This window comes from Amycolatopsis coloradensis, from assembly GCF_001953865.1.
Classification (GTDB): Bacteria; Actinomycetota; Actinomycetes; order Mycobacteriales; family Pseudonocardiaceae; genus Amycolatopsis; species Amycolatopsis coloradensis.
On record NZ_MQUQ01000020.1, the window covers coordinates 99,633 to 116,779 of the forward strand.

The 17,147-nt window shown below is 68.3% G+C and carries 18 protein-coding genes; 8 read left to right on the forward strand and 10 right to left on the reverse strand.

The features are described from left to right. The first annotated feature begins 267 nt into the window (after positions 1-267). The 3 genes from BS329_RS33045 to BS329_RS33060 all read left to right on the forward strand — a co-directional run bounded on the left by BS329_RS33045 (position 268) and on the right by BS329_RS33060 (position 2,246). A complete protein-coding gene (locus BS329_RS33045) occupies positions 268-762 on the forward strand; it encodes an HNH endonuclease (RefSeq protein ID WP_076166009.1) in 495 nt (164 codons plus the stop codon). 754 nt (positions 763-1,516) lie between these two features. Beyond that, positions 1,517-1,780 carry an aa3-type cytochrome oxidase subunit CtaJ gene (gene ctaJ / locus BS329_RS33055; RefSeq protein WP_076166014.1) on the forward strand — a complete coding sequence of 88 codons (264 nt, stop codon included), beginning with the start codon at positions 1,517-1,519 and terminating at the stop codon, positions 1,778-1,780. Continuing rightward, the gene (locus BS329_RS33060) at positions 1,767-2,246 is read left to right on the forward strand and encodes a DUF5130 family protein (protein WP_076166017.1); all 480 of its coding nucleotides are present in this window, start codon (positions 1,767-1,769) and stop codon (positions 2,244-2,246) included. Before ctaJ ends, BS329_RS33060 begins: the two co-directional genes overlap by 14 nt. A gap of 79 nt (positions 2,247-2,325) precedes the next feature. Here BS329_RS33060 and pepN read toward each other — a convergent pair whose 3' ends face one another. Then, entirely contained in the window at positions 2,326-4,899 is a 2,574-nt protein-coding gene (pepN, locus tag BS329_RS33065; protein ID WP_076166020.1) for an aminopeptidase N, read from the reverse strand. A 168-nt stretch (positions 4,900-5,067) separates the two neighbouring features. Between pepN and BS329_RS33070 the strand changes: the two genes are divergently transcribed. Continuing rightward, positions 5,068-5,688, forward strand: coding sequence for a mycothiol-dependent nitroreductase Rv2466c family protein (locus tag BS329_RS33070; RefSeq protein ID WP_076166023.1), 621 nt, complete (start codon positions 5,068-5,070; stop codon positions 5,686-5,688). On the opposite strand, the gene BS329_RS33075 is transcribed toward BS329_RS33070, so the two are convergent. After that, positions 5,685-6,488 (reverse strand): MBL fold metallo-hydrolase, encoded by an 804-nt coding sequence (locus BS329_RS33075; RefSeq protein ID WP_076166026.1) that lies wholly within the window; start codon positions 6,486-6,488, stop codon positions 5,685-5,687. The two genes, BS329_RS33070 and BS329_RS33075, sit on opposite strands and share 4 nt — an antisense overlap. Beyond that, positions 6,485-7,204, reverse strand: a complete 720-nt coding sequence (locus BS329_RS33080) for a 2-phosphosulfolactate phosphatase (protein WP_244197393.1) — start codon at positions 7,202-7,204, stop codon at positions 6,485-6,487. The genes BS329_RS33075 and BS329_RS33080 overlap by 4 nt, the downstream gene beginning before the upstream one ends. 45 nt (positions 7,205-7,249) lie before the next feature. Here BS329_RS33080 and BS329_RS33085 point away from each other — a divergent pair, with 45 nt between their 5' ends. Beyond that, positions 7,250-7,723, forward strand: coding sequence for a ribose-5-phosphate isomerase (locus BS329_RS33085; RefSeq protein WP_076166031.1), 474 nt, complete (start codon positions 7,250-7,252; stop codon positions 7,721-7,723). A 1-nt stretch (position 7,724) separates the two neighbouring features. Continuing rightward, the gene (locus BS329_RS33090) at positions 7,725-8,534 is read left to right on the forward strand and encodes an Fpg/Nei family DNA glycosylase (protein WP_076166034.1); all 810 of its coding nucleotides are present in this window, start codon (positions 7,725-7,727) and stop codon (positions 8,532-8,534) included. Positions 8,535-8,671: 137 nt separating this feature from the next. Here the strand turns inward: BS329_RS33090 and BS329_RS33095 are convergent, their stop codons facing one another. Further along, positions 8,672-9,421, reverse strand: coding sequence for a hypothetical protein (locus tag BS329_RS33095; protein ID WP_076166036.1), 750 nt, complete (start codon positions 9,419-9,421; stop codon positions 8,672-8,674). Between the two features lie 129 nt (positions 9,422-9,550). Here BS329_RS33095 and BS329_RS33100 point away from each other — a divergent pair, with 129 nt between their 5' ends. After that, positions 9,551-10,426 (forward strand): TIGR03619 family F420-dependent LLM class oxidoreductase, encoded by an 876-nt coding sequence (locus tag BS329_RS33100; protein ID WP_076166038.1) that lies wholly within the window; start codon positions 9,551-9,553, stop codon positions 10,424-10,426. A 3-nt stretch (positions 10,427-10,429) separates the two neighbouring features. Then, positions 10,430-10,900 (forward strand): nuclear transport factor 2 family protein, encoded by a 471-nt coding sequence (locus BS329_RS33105; protein WP_076166041.1) that lies wholly within the window; start codon positions 10,430-10,432, stop codon positions 10,898-10,900. A gap of 70 nt (positions 10,901-10,970) precedes the next feature. On the opposite strand, the gene BS329_RS33110 is transcribed toward BS329_RS33105, so the two are convergent. The 6 genes from BS329_RS33110 to BS329_RS33135 are packed head-to-tail and all read right to left on the reverse strand — an operon-like array spanning position 10,971 to position 17,062. Beyond that, positions 10,971-12,188 carry an RNA polymerase sigma factor gene (locus tag BS329_RS33110; RefSeq protein WP_076166045.1) on the reverse strand — a complete coding sequence of 406 codons (1,218 nt, stop codon included), beginning with the start codon at positions 12,186-12,188 and terminating at the stop codon, positions 10,971-10,973. 27 nt (positions 12,189-12,215) lie between these two features. Then, on the reverse strand, positions 12,216-13,118 hold the full coding sequence (locus tag BS329_RS33115; protein ID WP_076166048.1) for a TauD/TfdA dioxygenase family protein: 903 nt from the start codon (positions 13,116-13,118) through the stop codon (positions 12,216-12,218). Beyond that, positions 13,115-14,449 (reverse strand): LLM class flavin-dependent oxidoreductase, encoded by a 1,335-nt coding sequence (locus BS329_RS33120; protein ID WP_076166050.1) that lies wholly within the window; start codon positions 14,447-14,449, stop codon positions 13,115-13,117. Before BS329_RS33120 ends, BS329_RS33115 begins: the two co-directional genes overlap by 4 nt. Beyond that, positions 14,446-15,285 carry an ABC transporter permease gene (locus BS329_RS33125; protein ID WP_076166053.1) on the reverse strand — a complete coding sequence of 280 codons (840 nt, stop codon included), beginning with the start codon at positions 15,283-15,285 and terminating at the stop codon, positions 14,446-14,448. Before BS329_RS33125 ends, BS329_RS33120 begins: the two co-directional genes overlap by 4 nt. Beyond that, positions 15,285-16,046 carry an ABC transporter ATP-binding protein gene (locus BS329_RS33130; RefSeq protein ID WP_076166056.1) on the reverse strand — a complete coding sequence of 254 codons (762 nt, stop codon included), beginning with the start codon at positions 16,044-16,046 and terminating at the stop codon, positions 15,285-15,287. The genes BS329_RS33125 and BS329_RS33130 overlap by 1 nt, the downstream gene beginning before the upstream one ends. Continuing rightward, the gene (locus BS329_RS33135; protein WP_076166058.1) at positions 16,043-17,062 is read right to left on the reverse strand and encodes an ABC transporter substrate-binding protein; all 1,020 of its coding nucleotides are present in this window, start codon (positions 17,060-17,062) and stop codon (positions 16,043-16,045) included. Before BS329_RS33135 ends, BS329_RS33130 begins: the two co-directional genes overlap by 4 nt. Positions 17,063-17,147 lie beyond the last annotated feature (85 nt).

A 17,147-nucleotide genomic window follows, 5' to 3' on the forward strand; every position in this document is an offset into this window, starting at 1 on the left:
TATGCCTGCACCGGTGGAGGTGGTCGAGTGCCAGACCGACAACCCATCCCCCTCGGCGTCCCGAGCCAAGCCTTGGCCGGACAGGCGCCGGAGGTCGTGTTGCGCGCTCATCCGGGAGGTGCCCCCTCGCACGGGGCCCCACCGGGCGGGCCGGGAACGCGGCCAGGGGGTGTTGCCCGCCCGCCCGGACAGCGTAGAGGGCGGGATCCGTCGACTTCGGCGGCACCCACCACGACGACAGCGTCGTCATGGGGCCGCAGACGGGTATTGCTGTTGAACGCCACGTTCGAGCCGCTCACGGCGCTGCCGTTGCGGCGCGCGGTGGTCCTCGTGATGTGCGGCAAGGCGGAAGTGGTGCACGGCGACCCCGCGGGGCTCGAACTGCACGCCGCTTCGGTCTCGCTGCCGGTGCCCTCGGTGATCCGGCTGAGTACCTACGTGCGCGTGCCCTACCGCGCGCAGGTACCGCTGACCCGGGCCGGGCTCATGCATCGCGACCGGTACCGCTGCGCCTACTGCGGAGGGCGGGCCGAGACGATCGACCACGTCGTCCCGCGCAGCCGTGGTGGTCCCCACAGCTGGACGAACTGCGTGGCCTGCTGCGCCAAGTGCAACCATCGGAAGGCGGACAAGCTGCTCTCCGAGATCGGCTGGCGGCTGCGCGTCGTGCCGCGGGCCCCGCACGGGCCGCACTGGCGGCTGCTCGCCCATTCCAAGGAGGCCGACCCGTTGTGGCGGCCGTACCTCGGAACCGCGGCCTGATCCCGTTCCTCACACGTCGGCGCCCCGGCTGCCTTTCGGCGGCCGGGGCGAGCCGATGATGCCGTGGTGAAGCTCTGCACCGCTACAGGTACGCCGGTCTCGCTGCTGCTCAGGCGGCCAGGGAGAAGTCGCTCCGGCAGGTGACGCGAGTACCACGGGTGACGCGGGTGCCACGGGTGACCCGGGTTCCGCAGGTGACGCGAGTGCCGGCGGTCACGCGGGTGCCGCGAGTGACGCGCGTGCCACGGGTGACGCGAGTTCCCGCCGTGACGCGCGTGCCTCGGGTCACGCGGGTGCCACGGGTGACCCGGGTTCCGGCGGTGACCCGCGTACCGCGAGTGACACGAGTACCGCGAGTAACCCGTGTGCCCGCCGTCACACGCGTTCCGGGGGTGAATTCAGTTTCGAAGAGTGACGAAATGTCGTCGATGATCGCCTGGCCGGGTGTCTGGGTGCTCTGCATGACATGTCCTCCTGCGACCGGTGCGTTACCTGCTGGGGTGAGAGAGCTGGGCGCAAGGCCCGTACAGGTGAAAAAGTTACGAGGATTTCAAGGCCGCGACAAGACGACAGCACCGGGTGCGGCCGCCCGTACGTTGAGTTGCAACCTTTCGGCCTTGAGGGCTTCGCCCCAACGTGGGAGCGCTTTCGCGGCAAGCGGCGGACGGACCCGTTCGGACGACGAGCGGCAGATGTCCGGCCGCACGTCCGTGCGACCGGGTGCGGCCCGTCGGCATCGGATACGCTCACGCGCGTGAACCTTGTCGAGACGATCCTGGTCTTCGCGGTGATCCCCTTGGCCATCTACGCGCTTTGCGGGGTGGCCACGCTGCGGTCGAAGGGCGCGGGCGTCGCCCGGTACCGGCCGGGGCAGCCGTGGGAGTACCCGGCCATGTGGTGGAGCGCCAACCCCGACGGTGTCGGCGCCAAGCATTCGCACGTGAACGTCGGCGGCGCGACCGCCCTCGGCGCGGCGGACGGAACTTCGGTGACGGGAGGCGCTCGTGGCAACTGGTGAACTGACCCATTCGTCCACCGCTGTTGACGAAGAGCCCGGTTACGGCACCGCCGTTACCTCGAGCGGCCGGGTTTCCGCCGCCAGGATGTACGAACCGGCTGGGCCGATCAGCCCATTCTCGACCCAGCAGCTTGCCCGGCTGGACGAGGCGCTGACGCTGGCCAGCCGCGAGACCGGCCTCGACTTCAGCGTGTACCTCGGCGACCTCGGCGAAGACACCCGCGTGACCGCCGAGGGCCTGCTGGCCTCGACCGACGACCCGGCCGACTCCGTGGTCGTCGCCGTGTCGCCCGGCCAGCGCGTCATCGAGATCGTGACGGGCTCGCAGGCCAAGCACCGCCTGCCCGACCGCGGCGCGAAGCTCGCCGTGGCCAGCATGGTGGCCTCCTTCAAGGAAGGCGACCTCGTCGGCGGGCTCGTGAACGCACTTCGCATGCTGAGCGACCAGGCGGGCAGCCCCCGCTGAAGGGGACTTTTCCCGCATAAGACATGAGGAAGGGGCCCTTCACCGCATCACATGCGGTGAAGGGCCCCTTCAGCTCTTTCTAGAGTCCGGCCTGCGAGTCGAACTCACGGGCGGCCAGCGCCCGCACGATCCCGGCCCGGCCTTCCGACACGAGACGGCGCAGCGCCGCCGGGTGCTCCCCGGTCAGCCACTCGTCCGACGCCGTCACGGTCGCCGGCTCGACGGCCCACGACGGGTACAGCCCGACCACGGTCGGCTGGGCCCGCTCGCTGGAGCGCCGCTGCCACACCTCGTCGATGACGTCGAAGTAGCGCGTCACGTAGTCGCCGAGCAGGTGCTTCTGGCCAGGGTGGGAGAAGCCGGTGATGAGCGAGTCGCTGACCGCGTTGGGCAGCTCGTCGTCGTACACCGCCCGCTGCCACGCGTCGGCCTTCGCCTCGCTGGTCGGCCGCAGCGCCCGCGAGCGCTCCGCCTGACGCCGTCCGGCGGCGGTGTCGTCCTTGGCGAGTTCCGCGCCGATCTCGGGGTTCTCCGCCTTGCCGTGCGCGACGAGCGCCTGCAAGAGGCGCCAGCGCAGGTCGGTGTCGACGGTCAGGCCCTCTAGAGGCGCCGTGCCGTCGAGCCAGCCCGCGATGATCTGAAGCGTCTTCTCGTCGAGCACACACCCCGCGAGCGAGTTCACGAAGGCGAGCTGGTGGTCTGAACCGGCCTCCGCGCCCTGCGCCAGCTCCAGCAGCCGCGAGCTGAACTCCGGCCAGCCCTTGTCCGCCGCCCACGCCTTGTTCGCGTACGAGTTCAGCGCCGTCTGCGCCTGCAACAGCAGCCGCTGCACCACGCCGACCTCGGTCTCGGTGTGCACGCCGCGCTGGACCAGCGTGACGAAGTCGCGGGCCTTGAGCTCGGCCTCCCGCGTCATCTCCCACGCCGCCGACCAGCACAGCGTGCGGGGGAGCGGGTCGGTGATGTCGGCGATGCGGTCGATCAGCGTGGTCAGCGACGCCGGGTCGAGCCGCATCGTGCAGTAGGTCAGGTCGTCGTCGTTGACCAGCACGAGCTTGCAGGCGGGGAGGCCGACCAGTTCCGGCACCTCGGTGCGCTCGCCGTCGACGTCGAGTTCGACGCGGTGCTTGCGGACGATCTTGCCGTTCTCGTCCTCGTCGTAGACACCGACCGCGACGCGATGCGTGCGCAGCTCACCGGCACCTGGCTTGGCACCGGTCTGCGTAACGGCGAAGGCGGTGTACGCGCCGTCGGCGCCGATCTCGTAGCGCGGGCTCAGCGAGTTGAGACCGGTGGTCTCCAGCCACTGCGCGCTCCACCACGACAGGTCGCGGCCGGAGGCCTCTTCCAGTGCGCCCAGCAGGTCCGCCAGGGTCGCGTTGCTCCAGGCGTGCTTGCCGAAGTAGACCTTCAGGCCTTCGAGGAAGTGATCGAGCCCGACGTACGCAACGAGCTGCTTCAGGACACTCGCGCCCTTGGCGTAGGTGATGCCGTCGAAGTTCACCTCGACCGCGTGCAGGTCGACGATGTCCGCGGCGATCGGGTGCGTCGAAGGCAGCTGGTCCTGCCGGTACGCCCACGACTTCTCGATGTTCGCGAAGCTGGTCCACGCGTTCTTGTACTCGGTGGCCTCGGCCTGGGCCAGCACACTCGCGAAGGTCGCGAACGACTCGTTCAGCCACAGGTCGTCCCACCAGCGCATGGTGACCAGGTCGCCGAACCACATGTGCGCCATCTCGTGCAGCAGCGTCTCGGCGCGGCGCTCGTAGGAGTAGCGCGTGACGCGGCTCCGGAAGACGTAGTCCTCCAGGAAGGTGACGGCGCCGGCGTTCTCCATCGCGCCCGCGTTGAACTCGGGCACGAACAGCTGGTCGTACTTGGAAAACGGGTACGGGGTCGCGAACTTCTCGTGATAGAAGGCGAAACCCTGCTTGGTCTCGGTGAACAGCTTGTCCGCGTCCATGTGCTCGGCGAGCGAGGAGCGGCAGTAGATGCCGAGCGGGATCGTGCGCAGCTCGTCGGAGTACTCGTCGCGCCACTCGCTGTACGGGCCCGCGATCAGCGCGACCAGGTACGTCGAGATCCGCTCGGACACGGCGAAGACCGTGCGGACGGCCCCTTCCGGGGTCTCTTCGGCCGACTCGACCAGCGCGTTCGAAATGATCTTCCAGTCCTTCGGCGCGATCACGGTGAGCCGATAGACCGACTTGAGGTCGGGCTGGTCGAAGCAGGCGAACATGCGCTTGGCGTCGGCGGTCTCGAACTGCGTGTAGAGGTAGACCCCGTCGTCGACCGGGTCGACGAACCGGTGCAGGCCTTCGCCGGTGTTCATGTACCGGCAGACCGCGTCCACCACGAGTTCGTTCGACTCGGCGAGGCCCGGCAGCTCGACGCCCTTGTCCTCGACGTACCCGCTGACGTCGAGTTCCGTCCCGTTGAGGACGGCCGACTCGATCCCCTCGGCGACGATGTCGATCCACGACGCTTCGCCGCTTCTGGCGCTCGCGAACTTGATCGTCGTCTTCGACGTGAAGGTCTTCTCACCGGGACCACCGCGGCCGTCGGTCAGATCGAGCTCGATGTCGTAGGACTCGACGTCGAGCAGCTCCGCGCGCAGCTTCGCTTGGTCTCGGGTCAGGTTGGGGGCGGGCACTGGCACCTCTGGTCATCGGTATCGGTTTTGGTTTCCAACTACAGGCATCCAATCATGTCCAGGCCGGTGCTGACGACGGGAACAACGCCGATGGCCCCGATGTTGGCCGCTGTGTAGCACTCCGTGTGTACCGGCCCACCCCGCAGACGATGGCACTGGGAGAACTTGATGACCGCCCCGTCCGAGACGACCAAGGTCGACTTCTACTTCGACCCGATCTGCCCCTTCGCCTGGATCAGCTCGCGCTGGATCCTCGAAGTGGCGAAGCACCGCGACCTCGACCTGAGGTTCCGGATCATGAGCCTGTCCGAGCTCAACAGTGGCCGTGAGGACCTTCCTGAGCAGTACAAGGAGCTTCTCGACCGCGGCTGGGGCCCGGTCCGCGTCGCGACCGCGCTGGCGCAGAAGAACGGCGAGGAGGCCCTGCGCGACTTCTACACGGAGTTCGGCACCCGCCACCACAACCAGGGCGACAAGGACATCCCGAAGGTCATCAAGGAGACCCTCGAGGCCATCGGCGCCCCGGCCGAGCTGGCCGACGCCGCGGAGTCGGCCGAGTACGACGAAGCGCTGAAAAAGAGTCACTACGAAGGTATGAATCCGGTCGGAATGGATGTCGGCACCCCGACCATCCACATCGACGGCGTCGCCTTCTTCGGCCCGGTGCTCAGCTCGATCCCGCGCGGCGAAGACGCCGTCAAGGTCTTCGACGGCGCCCGCGCGCTGGCGAGCTACCCGGACTTCTTCGAGCTGAAGCGCACCCGGACCGGGGATCTCAACTTCGACTAAGAGGTCGCGAGTGCGGCCTTGGTGACATCGCCGGGGTAGGAAGACCTCGCGACGGCTTCGTCCGTCGTGAGGTCACCCGCGGCGACCTGTGCCTTGAGCGCGATGAGTTCCCGCAGCCCTTCGCGGTGTTTCTCGATGAAGGCGGTGTCGACCGGGTCTCCGTGCCCGGCGACGACGGTCTTCGGCTCCAGCGCGAGGATCTCGTCCATCACGCGGACCCACTCCGCGAGTGAGCTGTCCTCGTTGAAGGAGAAAGCGCTGAAGCCCGCTTCGGCGTTCTCGACGGCGTCACCCGCGTAGATGATCCCGACGTCGGGGACTTGCACGAACAGGTCGTGATCGGTGTGGGCGCGGCCGAGGAACCGCAGCACGACCACGCGGCCACCGAGGTGGATCTCGGCCGTGTCGGCAACCGGACGGTTCGGCACGGTGATCTCGGTGCGTTCCAGCGCCTTCGCCATCTCGGGACGGTTTTCGGCCAGGTAGTGCTCGATCCACTTACGCCGCGCACCCTCGCCATAGGTGGTCAGTTCGGCCAGGCAGCCTTCGTGCGCCCAGACGTCGCAGGGCAGGAAAGCCGTCGTGCCGAAGGCGTGGTCGAAATGCGCGTGGGTGTAGACGACCGACCACGGCAGCGGCGTGATCTCCCGGACCGCCGCGGCGAGTTCGGCGCCTTGCTCGACGTCACCGCGGACATCGACGACCAGGCAGCGGTCAGTGCCGACGACCAGGCCGACGGTCAGGTCCAGCTCCTCGTAGCGGCGGGCGTACACGCCGTCCGCGAGTTCGAGCCAAGTCACAGGTCCTCCAGTATTCCGTTGCGCAGCACCGGAACCATGCTGCTCATGTCGAGCTGTGCGGCGAGGGTGACGTCGTTTCCGTGCCCGGCCGCGGCGAGTTCGCGTCCTGAGGAGCACTCTGCCAGTGCTTCGGGGATGTCGGTCGCTTTCGCCGCGACGGCGGCGAGACGGGCTTCGGCGGACAGGCGGCCGTAGCCGCTCAGTGCGGCCACGATCGCGCCCGCGCCGAGCTGGTCCTCGACGCACGGCCTGAGCGGTCCGAACGTCTTGACTTCGGTGCGGATGTCGATACCCCAGCGTTCCCCGGCCGGGATGACGCCGATCGGACTGCCGTCCGCGAGTTCGGCCGCGCGGGCGGCGACGGCGGTCGCGTTGCGCAGGCATCCCGCCAGGACGACGGCACCGGCCGTGGCGGCGGCGTCGCACAGCGTGGCGCCGTTGGGCGAAGGGAGCGCCAGAAGCGTGCCGGAAGGGATTTCCGTCACAGACGAAGGTCGCAAGGTCCAGTGCTTTTCACCCGCGAGGGTGGCGCCTCGCGCTTTTGCGGCCTCCTCACCGCGCTGATCGTGCCAGCGAACGGGCAGCACTCGGCCGCCGTTGCCGAGCACGAGATCCGTTGTGGTGCAAAAGGAAAGCACGTCGACGACGACGAGAACGGCGCAGTCCGCGCCCAAGGCGGCGACGCCCTCGCTTCCCCATTCGAGTCTGATGTCCACCCCCACAGCATGCTCGCCCCGGAACGTGATGGCAGACTCCGCGCTGTGCGTGTTTACCTTGGCTCCGACCATGCCGGTTTCGAACTGAAGAACCACCTCGTGGCCCACCTCAAGGAGCAGGGCCACGACGTCGAGGACGTCGGCCCCTTCGTCTACGACGCGGTGGACGACTACCCCGCGTTCTGCATCGAGACGGCCCGCCGGGTCGTCTCGGACGAGGGCAGCCTCGGCATCGTCGTCGGCGGTTCCGGCAACGGCGAGCAGATCGCGGCCAACAAGGTCAAGGGCGCTCGCGCTGGCCTCGCGTGGAGCGTCGAGACCGCGAAGCTCACCCGCGAGCACAACCACGCCCAGCTGATCGGTGTCGGCGCGCGGATGCACACCACCGAAGAGGCCACCGAGATCGTCGAGGCGTTCCTCGCGACCCCGCCGAGCCCGGACGAGCGCCACGGCCGCCGCGTCCAGCAGATCCTGGACTACGAGAACACCGGCTGGCCGCCGCCGCTGCCCGAGCACTGACATGCCCGAGGGGCATACGCTCCATCGCCTGGCACGTCTGCACAAACGCCGTTTCGCCGGTCACCCGGTCGAAGTGAGCAGTCCGCAGGGACGCTTCGGCACCGAAGCGTCCCGTTTGGACGGCAGGGTGCTGGTGAAGGCCGAGGCGTACGGGAAACACCTGTTCCACGACTACGGTCCACACGGGACGGTGCACATCCATCTCGGCCTGTACGGAACGTTCTCCGACGAGCCGCTGCCGGTGGGCGAACCGATCGGGCAGGTCCGGATGCGGCTGGTCGGCCCGACGCATTCCGCCGACCTGCGCGGACCGAACCAGTGCGAACTCTTGGACGCGCCGCGCGTCGACGCGATCAAGGCCCGCCTGGGGCCGGACCCGCTGCGCCGGGACGCGAAGCCGGACAAGGCGTGGGAACGGATCTCCCGCTCCAAGACGTCGATCGCGGCGTTGCTGATGGACCAGTCGGTACTGGCGGGCGTCGGCAACGTGTACCGCGCCGAGGTGCTGTTCCGGCACGGTGTCGCCCCGCTCGTTCCCGGCCGCGCGCTCGATCGCGAGTTGTGGGGCGACATGTGGGCGGATCTCGTGACGCTCATGCGGCACGGTGTCCGGGTGGGACGGATCGACACGGTCGCGCCGGAGCATCTGCCCGAGGCGACCGGCCGCGCGCCGCGGCAGGACCGGCACGGGGGCGAGGTCTACGTCTACCGTCGCGAGGGGATGCCTTGTCTCGTTTGCGGGACTCCGGTGCTGCGGAGCGACCTGGCGGCTCGGAACCTCTTCTGGTGCCCCACCTGCCAGCCCGCTTGATCCCCAGCGGCACCTTTGCTGTGGGGTGCGCTCGGACCGGCCGACGCTGAACGCCACAGGATGAAAAGCCCCTGTTATGAACGGACCTTTCATAACAAGATTTGTTATGAAAGGTCCGTTCATAACATCTCTCAGGGCTAGAAGTCGAAGCCGCCGCCGTCGAACCCGCCACCATCGAACCCGCCACCGTCGAAGCCACCGGCGTCACCGCCACCGTCGGCGGCCCCTGCGTCCTCCTGGCCCGCGTCGTAGCCCGACTCCCAGGCCGACGCGCTCGCGATCCCGGCCATCCCGGAGAACATCGCGCTGAACAGCAGCATCGAACCGAGACCCCAGGCGCCGGCGACGAGCGCGGGCTTCCACCACGGCTCGCTGTACCAGCCCTGCGGCACCGGGCGGCCCGCCACGCGGCCACCGGGGTAGTAGTGCGGCGTCCGCTGGCTCGGGTCCGGCGAAGCCTCGTAGTGCTCGCCCTCGACGTCGACGGAGCGGTGCTCGGTGACCTTGCCCGCGCGGTCGCGCTCTTCGCTGCCGGGCAGTTCCGGACCGGGGTCCATGCCCATCGCGAGCCGGGCGGCGCGGACGTAGTAGAGGCCCTCGATGGCCGTTTCGCGCACCAGCCGGGCCTGCTCGATGCTCTGCGCCTGCTCCATCTGGGAGCCCGCCGCGGTGAAGCGTTCGGACGCGTCCGCCATCGCCTGCTGGGAGGCGGTGTCCGTGCCGGTGATGTTCATGACCTGACCGCCGAGTCGCTCGACGAGGCGCCGTGCGTCGGCTTTCGCGTCGTCCAGCCGGCGTTTCTTGGCCGCCGCCTGGGATTTCGCGAAGTAGATGCCGCCGCCGACCACGACGACGAGGAGCACGATCAGGAAGATCGCGGTGCCCATGGGTTCACTCCAGGAATCGTTCGGCCTTTGCCCGGATCAACGCGGCCGGTGTGCCGGGGGTTCCCGCAGGTGCTCCCGGTCACCGCGCACACTGGCGTGGCAAACTAGAACACGTTATAGTTCGTCCCCATGAAGTTCACCCTGTCGATCGCGATGAATCCGCTCGATCAACTGGGCGAGCTCGCCCGCGCCGCCGAAGAGGCGGGGTTCTCCTCGATCGCGCTCCCGGATTCCCTGTTCTATTCCGAAACGGTTTCGGCCGACTATCCGTACACCCCCGACGGCAGCCGGTTCTGGACCGAGGAGACGCCGTGGGCCGATCCGCTGGTCGCGGCCGCCTCGATGGGCGCGGTCACCGAACGGCTCACCTTCTACACCTCCGTGCTCAAACTCGGCTCCCGCAACCCGGTCCTGCTCGCCCGCCAGGTCAACTCGGTCGCGGCGCTGACCGGCGGCCGCTTCGGCCTCGGGCTCGGCGTCGGCTGGTCGCCGGAGGAATTCCGCTGGTGCGGCGCCCCGTACGAGAAGCGCGGCAAGCGCGTGGACGAGGCCATCGATGTCCTGCGGCTGATCCTCGACGGCGGGATGGTCGAGTTCCACGGCGAGTTCTTCGACTTCGACAAGCTCCGCATGAGCCCGGCACCGCCGTCGCGCGTGCCGTTCTACATCGGCGGCCACACCGACGTCGCGCTGCGCCGGGCCGCACGCGTCGCCGACGGCTGGTCGTCGGCGATGATGAAGTTCGACGACCTCCGCGACACCATCGCCAAAGTGCGCGGGCTGCTGGCCGAGCAGGGCCGCGCCGAAGACCCGTTCGAGTACCAGGCCGTCTGCATCGACAAGTTCGGTCTCGACGGTTACCGCGAGCAGGGCGACATCGGCGTCACCGACATCATCACCATGCCGTGGGTGTTCGACGGCCTCGGTTTCGACGCGGAAGTCGGACCGAAGCTGGATTCCATCAAGAAGTTCGGCGACGAGATCATCGCGAAGATCGGAGACTGAGCCATGGGTGTCGACGTCTGCTGGGATCCGGCCGCCGCGCAGCCGCCCGCGCGCCAGGCCGCGTTCCGCTCGATGACCGCCGTCACCGCCGGGGACAAGGCCGCGTGGCTCGAACTCTTCGCCGGGGACGCCGTCGTCGAGGACCCGATCGGCCCGTCCATGTTCGACGAGGAGGGCAAAGGCCACCACGGGCAAGACGGGATCAGTGCCTTCTGGGACAAGACGATCGCGAACGTCGAGCGTTTCCAGTTCACCGTTCGTGATTCGCACGCGGCCGGTGACGAGGTCGCGAACGTCGGGACGATCACGACGTACCTGCCCGGCGGCTACCGCGTCGACACCGACGGCGTGTTCGTCTACCGGGTGCGCGAGGACGGGCTGATCGTGTCGATGCGGGCGTTCTGGGAGACCGAGCGCGCCATGGCCACCGCCAGGAAAGCCGAAGACCAGGACAAGCTCAGCGAGGCGCTATGACTGTCTACAAAGGACGCTACGGATCGAATCGTCCGATTGAACGGCCGTACGTCCTTCACGGATCACTCATCTAGGACCCGAGCCGCTCCGCGCGCCCGGTCAGGTATCGCTTTTCGGGTTCGCTCGCGGTCTTCCCGGCGGCACGGAGGTAGGCCTCGCGCGCGGCGCCGGTGTCCCCGGCCAGTTCCAGCAGATGCCCGCGGACGGAATCGAGGCGGTGGGTCTGGCTCATCCTGCCGTCGTCGTCGAGTGTGGCGAGCAGGTCGAGGCCCGCCGCCGGGCCGTTGACCTCGGCGACCGCGACGGCCCGGTTGAGCGTGACGATCGGCCCGGGCGAGACCTTCTCGAGGACGTCGTAGAGCGCAAGGATCTGTGCCCAGTCGGTGCCGGCCGCGGTGGCCGCCTCGCTGTGGACGGCGGCGATCGCGGCCTGCACCTGGTACGGCCCGACCGGGCCCGCTTCCAGCGCCGCGCTCACCAGCGAGACCCCTTCGGCGATGACGTCGGCGTTCCAGAGCGAGCGGTCCTGATCGGCGAGGGGGATGAGCGAGCCGTCGTCGCCGGCGCGGGCGGCGCGGCGGGCGTCGGTCAGCAACATGAGCGCGAGCAGGCCGGTGACCTCGTCCTCGCCGGGCATGAGCCGCCGGAGCAACCGGGTCAACCGGATCGCCTCGGCGGTCAGGTCGGCGCGGTGCAGGTCGGGGCCGCCGCTGGTGGTGTAGCCCTCGTTGAAGATCAGGTACAGCACGTGAAGGACGACGCGGAGCCGTTCGGCGAGTTCGGCGGACGGCGGCAGGACGAACTCCGCGCCCGCCTTCTTGATCGTCTGTTTCGCACGGCTGATCCGCTGGGCCAGCGTCGATTCCGGGACCAGGAAAGCGGTCGCGATCTCGCCGGTGGTCAGGCCGCCGACCGCGCGCAGGGTGAGCGCGAGTTGCGACGGCGCGGACAGGGAAGGGTGACAGCACAGGAAAAGCACGGTGAGCGTGTCGTCCGATTCGGACACCGTCGACGGGGCCAGGTCCATCACCGCGGCGTTCTCTTCGCGACGGCGGCGGGCGCTTTCGCTGCGCCACTCGTCGACCAGACGCCGTGAAGCGACTGTCGTGAGCCAGGACTTCGGGCTGTCCGGGACGCCCTGCTCCGGCCATTGCCGCGCGGCCGAGAGCAGGGCCTCCTGGACGGCGTCCTCGCAGGCGTCGAACTGCCCGTGCTTGCGCACCATCGACCCGATGACCTGCGGGGCCAGCTCCCTCAGGAGCGCTTCCACCTGACGATCGTCCTTCACGACGCCAGTCTTACCGCACCGCGGTCGTCAGGCGACGGGGGAGTAGTGCGAAGCGTCGCCTTCGAGGGATTCGCTCGCCACGCCGTCGATGCCCACCGGGACGTCGCCCGCCACGGTCACCCGGTTCAGGCGCCGGGGCAGGTCGTCGTAGTTGTCGACGGCGTAGTGCTGGGTGATGCGGTTGTCGAACAACACCAGCTGGTCCGGCTCCCAGGTCACCCGGACGACGTTCTCCGGCCGCGTCACGTAGGACTGGAGCAGCCGCAGGACGTCCCGCGACTCGCCCTTGGACAGCCCGATGATCCGCTGCGCGAACCCACCGATGTACAGCCCGCGTTCCCCGGTCACCGGATGCACCCGCACCACGGGGTGGACCGTGCGGAACTTCCGCGAGACGAACACCTTCCGGCGCTCCTGCTCCGCCTCGTCGAGGGTTTCCGGCGCCTTCGCGTAGTCGTAGTCGTTGGTGTGCTCGGCGCGCAGCGTGTCCGCGAACGCCCGCAGTGGCTCCGGCAGATCGCGGTAGGCGGCGGCCGAGTTGGCAATCAGCGTTTCGCCACCGTAGGGCGGCACGATCAGGCTGCGCAGCGTGCTGGCCTTCGGCGGGTTGTGCACGAAGGTGACGTCGGTGTGCCACTGGTTCGCGCGGCCCTGCTCGCTGTCGACCGGCAGGATGGCGGGCTCGCCGTCGACCGAGGGCACGGTCGGATGCGCTTTCGTCAGCTCGCCGAAGTTCCCGGCGAAGCGCTGTTGGCTCGCGTCGTCGAGGTCGACGTCACGGAAGACGAGTGCCTTGTGCTCGTGCAGGGCGTCGGTCAGGAACGCGACGGTCGTGGTGTCGAGGTCCTTGGCCGGGTCGACGCCGATGACCTGGGCGCCGATCCTGCCGGTGATCTTGCGGACCTCGACCTGGGTGTTGAGGGCGGTCATGCGGCGTGCTCCTTCACTGGGATCCGGTTGACTGGACGGGCGAGGCCGTAGTGGCCGCGCAAAGTCGTGGCGGTGTACTCGGTGCGGAACAGGCCGCGTCGCCGGAGTTCCGGCACCACGAGGTCGACGAAGTCCTCGAGACCACCGGGCAGCGTCGGCGGCATGACGTTGAAGCCGTCCGCGGCGCCTTCGGTGAACCAGTGCTCCAGCTGGTCCGCGACCTGCGTGGCGGTGCCGGCGAAAACGCGGTGCCCGCGCCCGCCCGCGAGCCGTTCGATGAGCTGGCGGATGGTCAGGTTCTCGCGCCTCGCCAGCCCGGTGACCAGCTCGAACCGGCTCTGCGCGCCTTCGGTGAACGTGCCGACGTCCGGCAGCGGACCGTCGAGCGGATACGGCGTGAGGTCGTGGTCGAGCATGTTCGACAGCTGCCGCACGCCGTACGCGGGTGTGATGAGGGCGTTGAGTTCGGCCTCGCGTTCCTTCGCCTCGGCCTCGGTGCGGCCGAGGATCGGGCTGATCCCGGGCAGGATCTTGATCTCGTCCGGCGAACGGCCGTACTTCGCGAGCCTGCCCTTGACGTCGTCGTAGAAAGCCTTGCCCTCGGCGAAAGTCTGCTGCGCGGTGAACACCGCCTCGGCGAAGCGCGCCGCGTACTCCTTGCCGGTTTCCGAAGAACCCGCCTGGACCAGCAAAGGGTGGCCCTGCACCGGACGCGGGATGTTCAGCGGGCCGCGCACCTGGAAATGCGGGCCGTCGTGGTCGATCGGGCGGATGCGGCCGGTGTCGGCGTAGACCCCGCTCGCCTTGTCGATCACGGCCGCGTCGTCGTCCCAGCTGTCCCAGAGTTTCCTTGCCACCTCGACGAATTCGGTGGCGCGCTCGTAACGCAGCGCGTGCGCCGGCCGGGCGTCGAGATTGAAGTTGCGGGCTTCGTCCTCGCCTGCCGACGTCACGATGTTCCAGCCCGCGCGCCCGCCGCTGAGATGGTCGAGCGACGCGAACTTCCTGGCCAGGTGGTACGGCTCGTTGTAGGTGGTCGACGCGGTGGCGATCAGGCCGATGCGCTCGGTGGCGCCCGCCAGTGCCGAAAGCAGCGTCAGCGGCTCGAACAGGGTGTGCGAGTTGTAGCGGACGTTGCCCCACAACGCGACACCGTCGGCGAGGAACAGCGAATCCAGCTTGCCGCGCTCCGCCGTGCGCGCGATGTCGACATAGTGCTTCAGCGTCGCGGCCCGGTGCGGATCCGTGCTCGGATGCCGCCAGGCGGCCTCGTGATGGCCGTTCGGCATCACGAAAGCGTTGAGGTGCAACTCTTTCTTCGGCGAGTTCATGCCTTCTCCTTGACACGCCAGGTGGAGAACCGCCGCTCCAGTGCGACGAAGCCCGCGTTGATGGCCAGCCCGAGCACGGACACCGTGATGATCGCGGCGTACATCTGCTGGATCTGGAAGTTGACCTGGGAGTTGTTGATCAGATAGCCGAGCCCGGCCTTGGCGCCGACCATTTCGGCGGCGATCAGGATGAGGATCGAATACGCCGCCGCCATCCGGATCCCGGTGAAGATGGTCGGCACCGCAGACGGCAGGATCACCTTCCGGAACAGGCTCGGATTCGACAGTCCGAGTGAGCGCGCGGCCTTGACCAGCAAGGGATCCACGGTGTTGACCCCGGCGATCGTGTTGAGCAGCACCGGCCAGACGCAGGCGTAGCCGATCAGCGCGATCTTGGACACCTCGCCGATGCCGAGCAGGAGCGTGAACACCGGCAGCAGTGCGAGCGCGGCGGTGTTGCGGGCCAGTTCCAGCAACGGGTTCAGGAACTCCGCGAGCGGCCGGTACCAGGCGATCAGCAACCCGAGCGGGACCGAGACGGCGACCGCGATCACGAACCCGGCGGCGGACCGGCCGAGGCTCGCCAGCAGATGGTCGGCGAGCTGGCCGTTGAGGATCAGCTCCCAGAGTGCGACGAGATCCTCCGACAGCGGCGGAAGGAAGGTCTTCGTGCCTTCGTCGAGTACGAAGCGGGGAGCGAATTCCCAGACGGCGAGGAACAGCAGGATCGCGGCGGAACCGCGGAAGCCTTTGCTCAGCCAGTTCGTCTTCTTGCGTCGTTGCCCGGCCGCCTTTGGTCCAGTGTGGACTGTCGGCGCTTCGAGTGTCGCGGTCATCAAGCGGCCCTCCGGATCTCGTCGTGCAGGAGTTCCCACAACCGGTGCCGGTGCGCCACGAACGCGGGAGCCGAGCGCAGGTCGTCGTTCGAGCGGTCGCCGAGGTCGATGTCGACGACGTCCTTGAGCCTGCCCGGCCGCGACGTCAGCACCGCGACCCTCTGTCCTAAATAGACGGCTTCTTCGATGCTGTGGGTGATGAACACGATGGTCTTGCCGGTGCGCGTCCAGATCCGCCGCAGTTCTTCCTGCAGCAGCTCGCGGGTCTGCGAGTCCAAAGCGGCGAACGGCTCGTCCATCAGCAGGACGTCGGGGTCGTAGGCGAGGCTCCTCGCGATCGCGACGCGTTGCTTCATGCCACCGGAAAGCTGGTGGGGGAGATGGTCCTCGAAACCGGAAAGCCCGACCAGGTCGAGGAATTCCCGCGCCCGTTCGGCGCGGCGGCGTTTGTTCAGCGTGCCGCCTTCGAGCCCGAATTCGACGTTGGCGCGGGCGGTGCGCCACGGGAACAGCGCGTACTGCTGGAACACCACACCGCGGTCCAGCCCCGGCCCGGTGACGGGCTTCCCGTCGATCAGGACCTCGCCGGAGGTGGGGGAGGCGAGGCCGCCGAGCAGGTCGAGCAGCGTCGATTTGCCGGAACCGCTGGGCCCGACGAGGGACAGGAACGTGCCGTCCTCGATGTCGAGGGAGACGTCGTCGAGCGCGGTCAGGGCGCCGAAGGTCTTGGTGACCGAACGGAGGGCGATCTTGGCGGTCATACGCCACCGCCTTCGCGGAAGGGGTTGAATTCGTTGGTGTAGAGCTTCTTCAGGTCGACCTGGTCGTTCTTGATGAACCCGGACCGCTTGAGCCAGTCCGTCCAGAGCGTGTAGTCGTTGTCGGAAATCAGCCCGCCCTTGGTGACGCCCGGGCTCTTCCAGTACTTGAGCGTTTCGGTGTTCTCGTTGCGGCCGCGGTCCTGGATGATCTTGGTGAACCGGGCGATCACCTCGTCGCGGGACGTGGTGCGCGCCCATTCGATCGCCTTGGCCACCCCGGTGACGAAGGTCTTCGTGGTCTCCGGGTACTTCTTGATGAAGTCGTTCCGCAGCACGTACGGCCCGCCGTTGTAGGGGCCGAAGGCTTCGACGTCCTTGACGACAGGGCGCAGACCGCCGACGGCGACCGCGCGGTCCTGGAGCACGCCGTTGAGCGCGGCGACGTCGATCTGGCCGTTGCGCAGGGCCTGTTCGGTGTTGATCGGCGGCAGGACGACCAGTTGGACCTGGTCGATCTCGGCGTCGGAGAGGCCGTTGCGCTTGAGCCAGGTGTCGAGCGCGGCCTCGAGGTTCGCGCCGACGGTGTTGACGCCGACCTTCTTGCCGATCAGGTCACGCGGGGTGCGGATCGGGCTGTCTTCCTTGACGTAGAAGCCCAAGAAGGTCTTCTCGTCGGAGCCGTAGTAGTTGACGACGGCCTTGATCGGGGCGCCGGCGTCGACGAGTTTGACGACCGCGCCGGTGAAGGCGCCGCCGAAATCGGTCTGGTCGGTCGCGGCGGACTGGATGTCCTGCGGCCCGCTGATCGTGTTGCCGACCCACTTGAGCTTGACCGGGCCGAAGTACCCGAGGGCTTCGGCGAGTTCGGGGAAGGTGACGTTGTTCGCCGATCCCTGGTAACGGAGTTCGAGCTTCTCCGGCTGTCCGGCGGCGCCCGCCGGGGTCGCGGAGGCGCCGCAGCCCGACAGCGCCAATCCGGCGAGGAGCGCGGCGATCAAGGGCACTGGTTTCTTCACGGTGGGCTCTTTCGTTCGGGTTCGCGTCGTTGAAGAAGATTCTTCGCGGTCCCCGCGGAAAGCGTCAATTTTGCGATTTTGTGAA

Excerpts from the sequence above, each read along its gene's own strand:
- BS329_RS33120 (WP_076166050.1), bottom strand. The coding sequence starts at position 14,449 with ATGAACTCGCCGAAGAAAGAGTTGCACCTCAACGCTTTCGTGATGCCG.
- BS329_RS33100 (WP_076166038.1), top strand. The coding sequence starts at position 9,551 with ATGAAGTTCACCCTGTCGATCGCGATGAATCCGCTCGATCAACTGGGC.
- BS329_RS33105 (WP_076166041.1), top strand. The coding sequence starts at position 10,430 with ATGGGTGTCGACGTCTGCTGGGATCCGGCCGCCGCGCAGCCGCCCGCG.
- BS329_RS33125 (WP_076166053.1), bottom strand. The coding sequence starts at position 15,285 with ATGACCGCGACACTCGAAGCGCCGACAGTCCACACTGGACCAAAGGCG.
- BS329_RS33070 (WP_076166023.1), top strand. The coding sequence starts at position 5,068 with ATGACCGCCCCGTCCGAGACGACCAAGGTCGACTTCTACTTCGACCCG.
- BS329_RS33090 (WP_076166034.1), top strand. The coding sequence starts at position 7,725 with ATGCCCGAGGGGCATACGCTCCATCGCCTGGCACGTCTGCACAAACGC.
- BS329_RS33115 (WP_076166048.1), bottom strand. The coding sequence starts at position 13,118 with ATGACCGCCCTCAACACCCAGGTCGAGGTCCGCAAGATCACCGGCAGG.
- BS329_RS33095 (WP_076166036.1), bottom strand. The coding sequence starts at position 9,421 with ATGGGCACCGCGATCTTCCTGATCGTGCTCCTCGTCGTCGTGGTCGGC.
- BS329_RS33130 (WP_076166056.1), bottom strand. The coding sequence starts at position 16,046 with ATGACCGCCAAGATCGCCCTCCGTTCGGTCACCAAGACCTTCGGCGCC.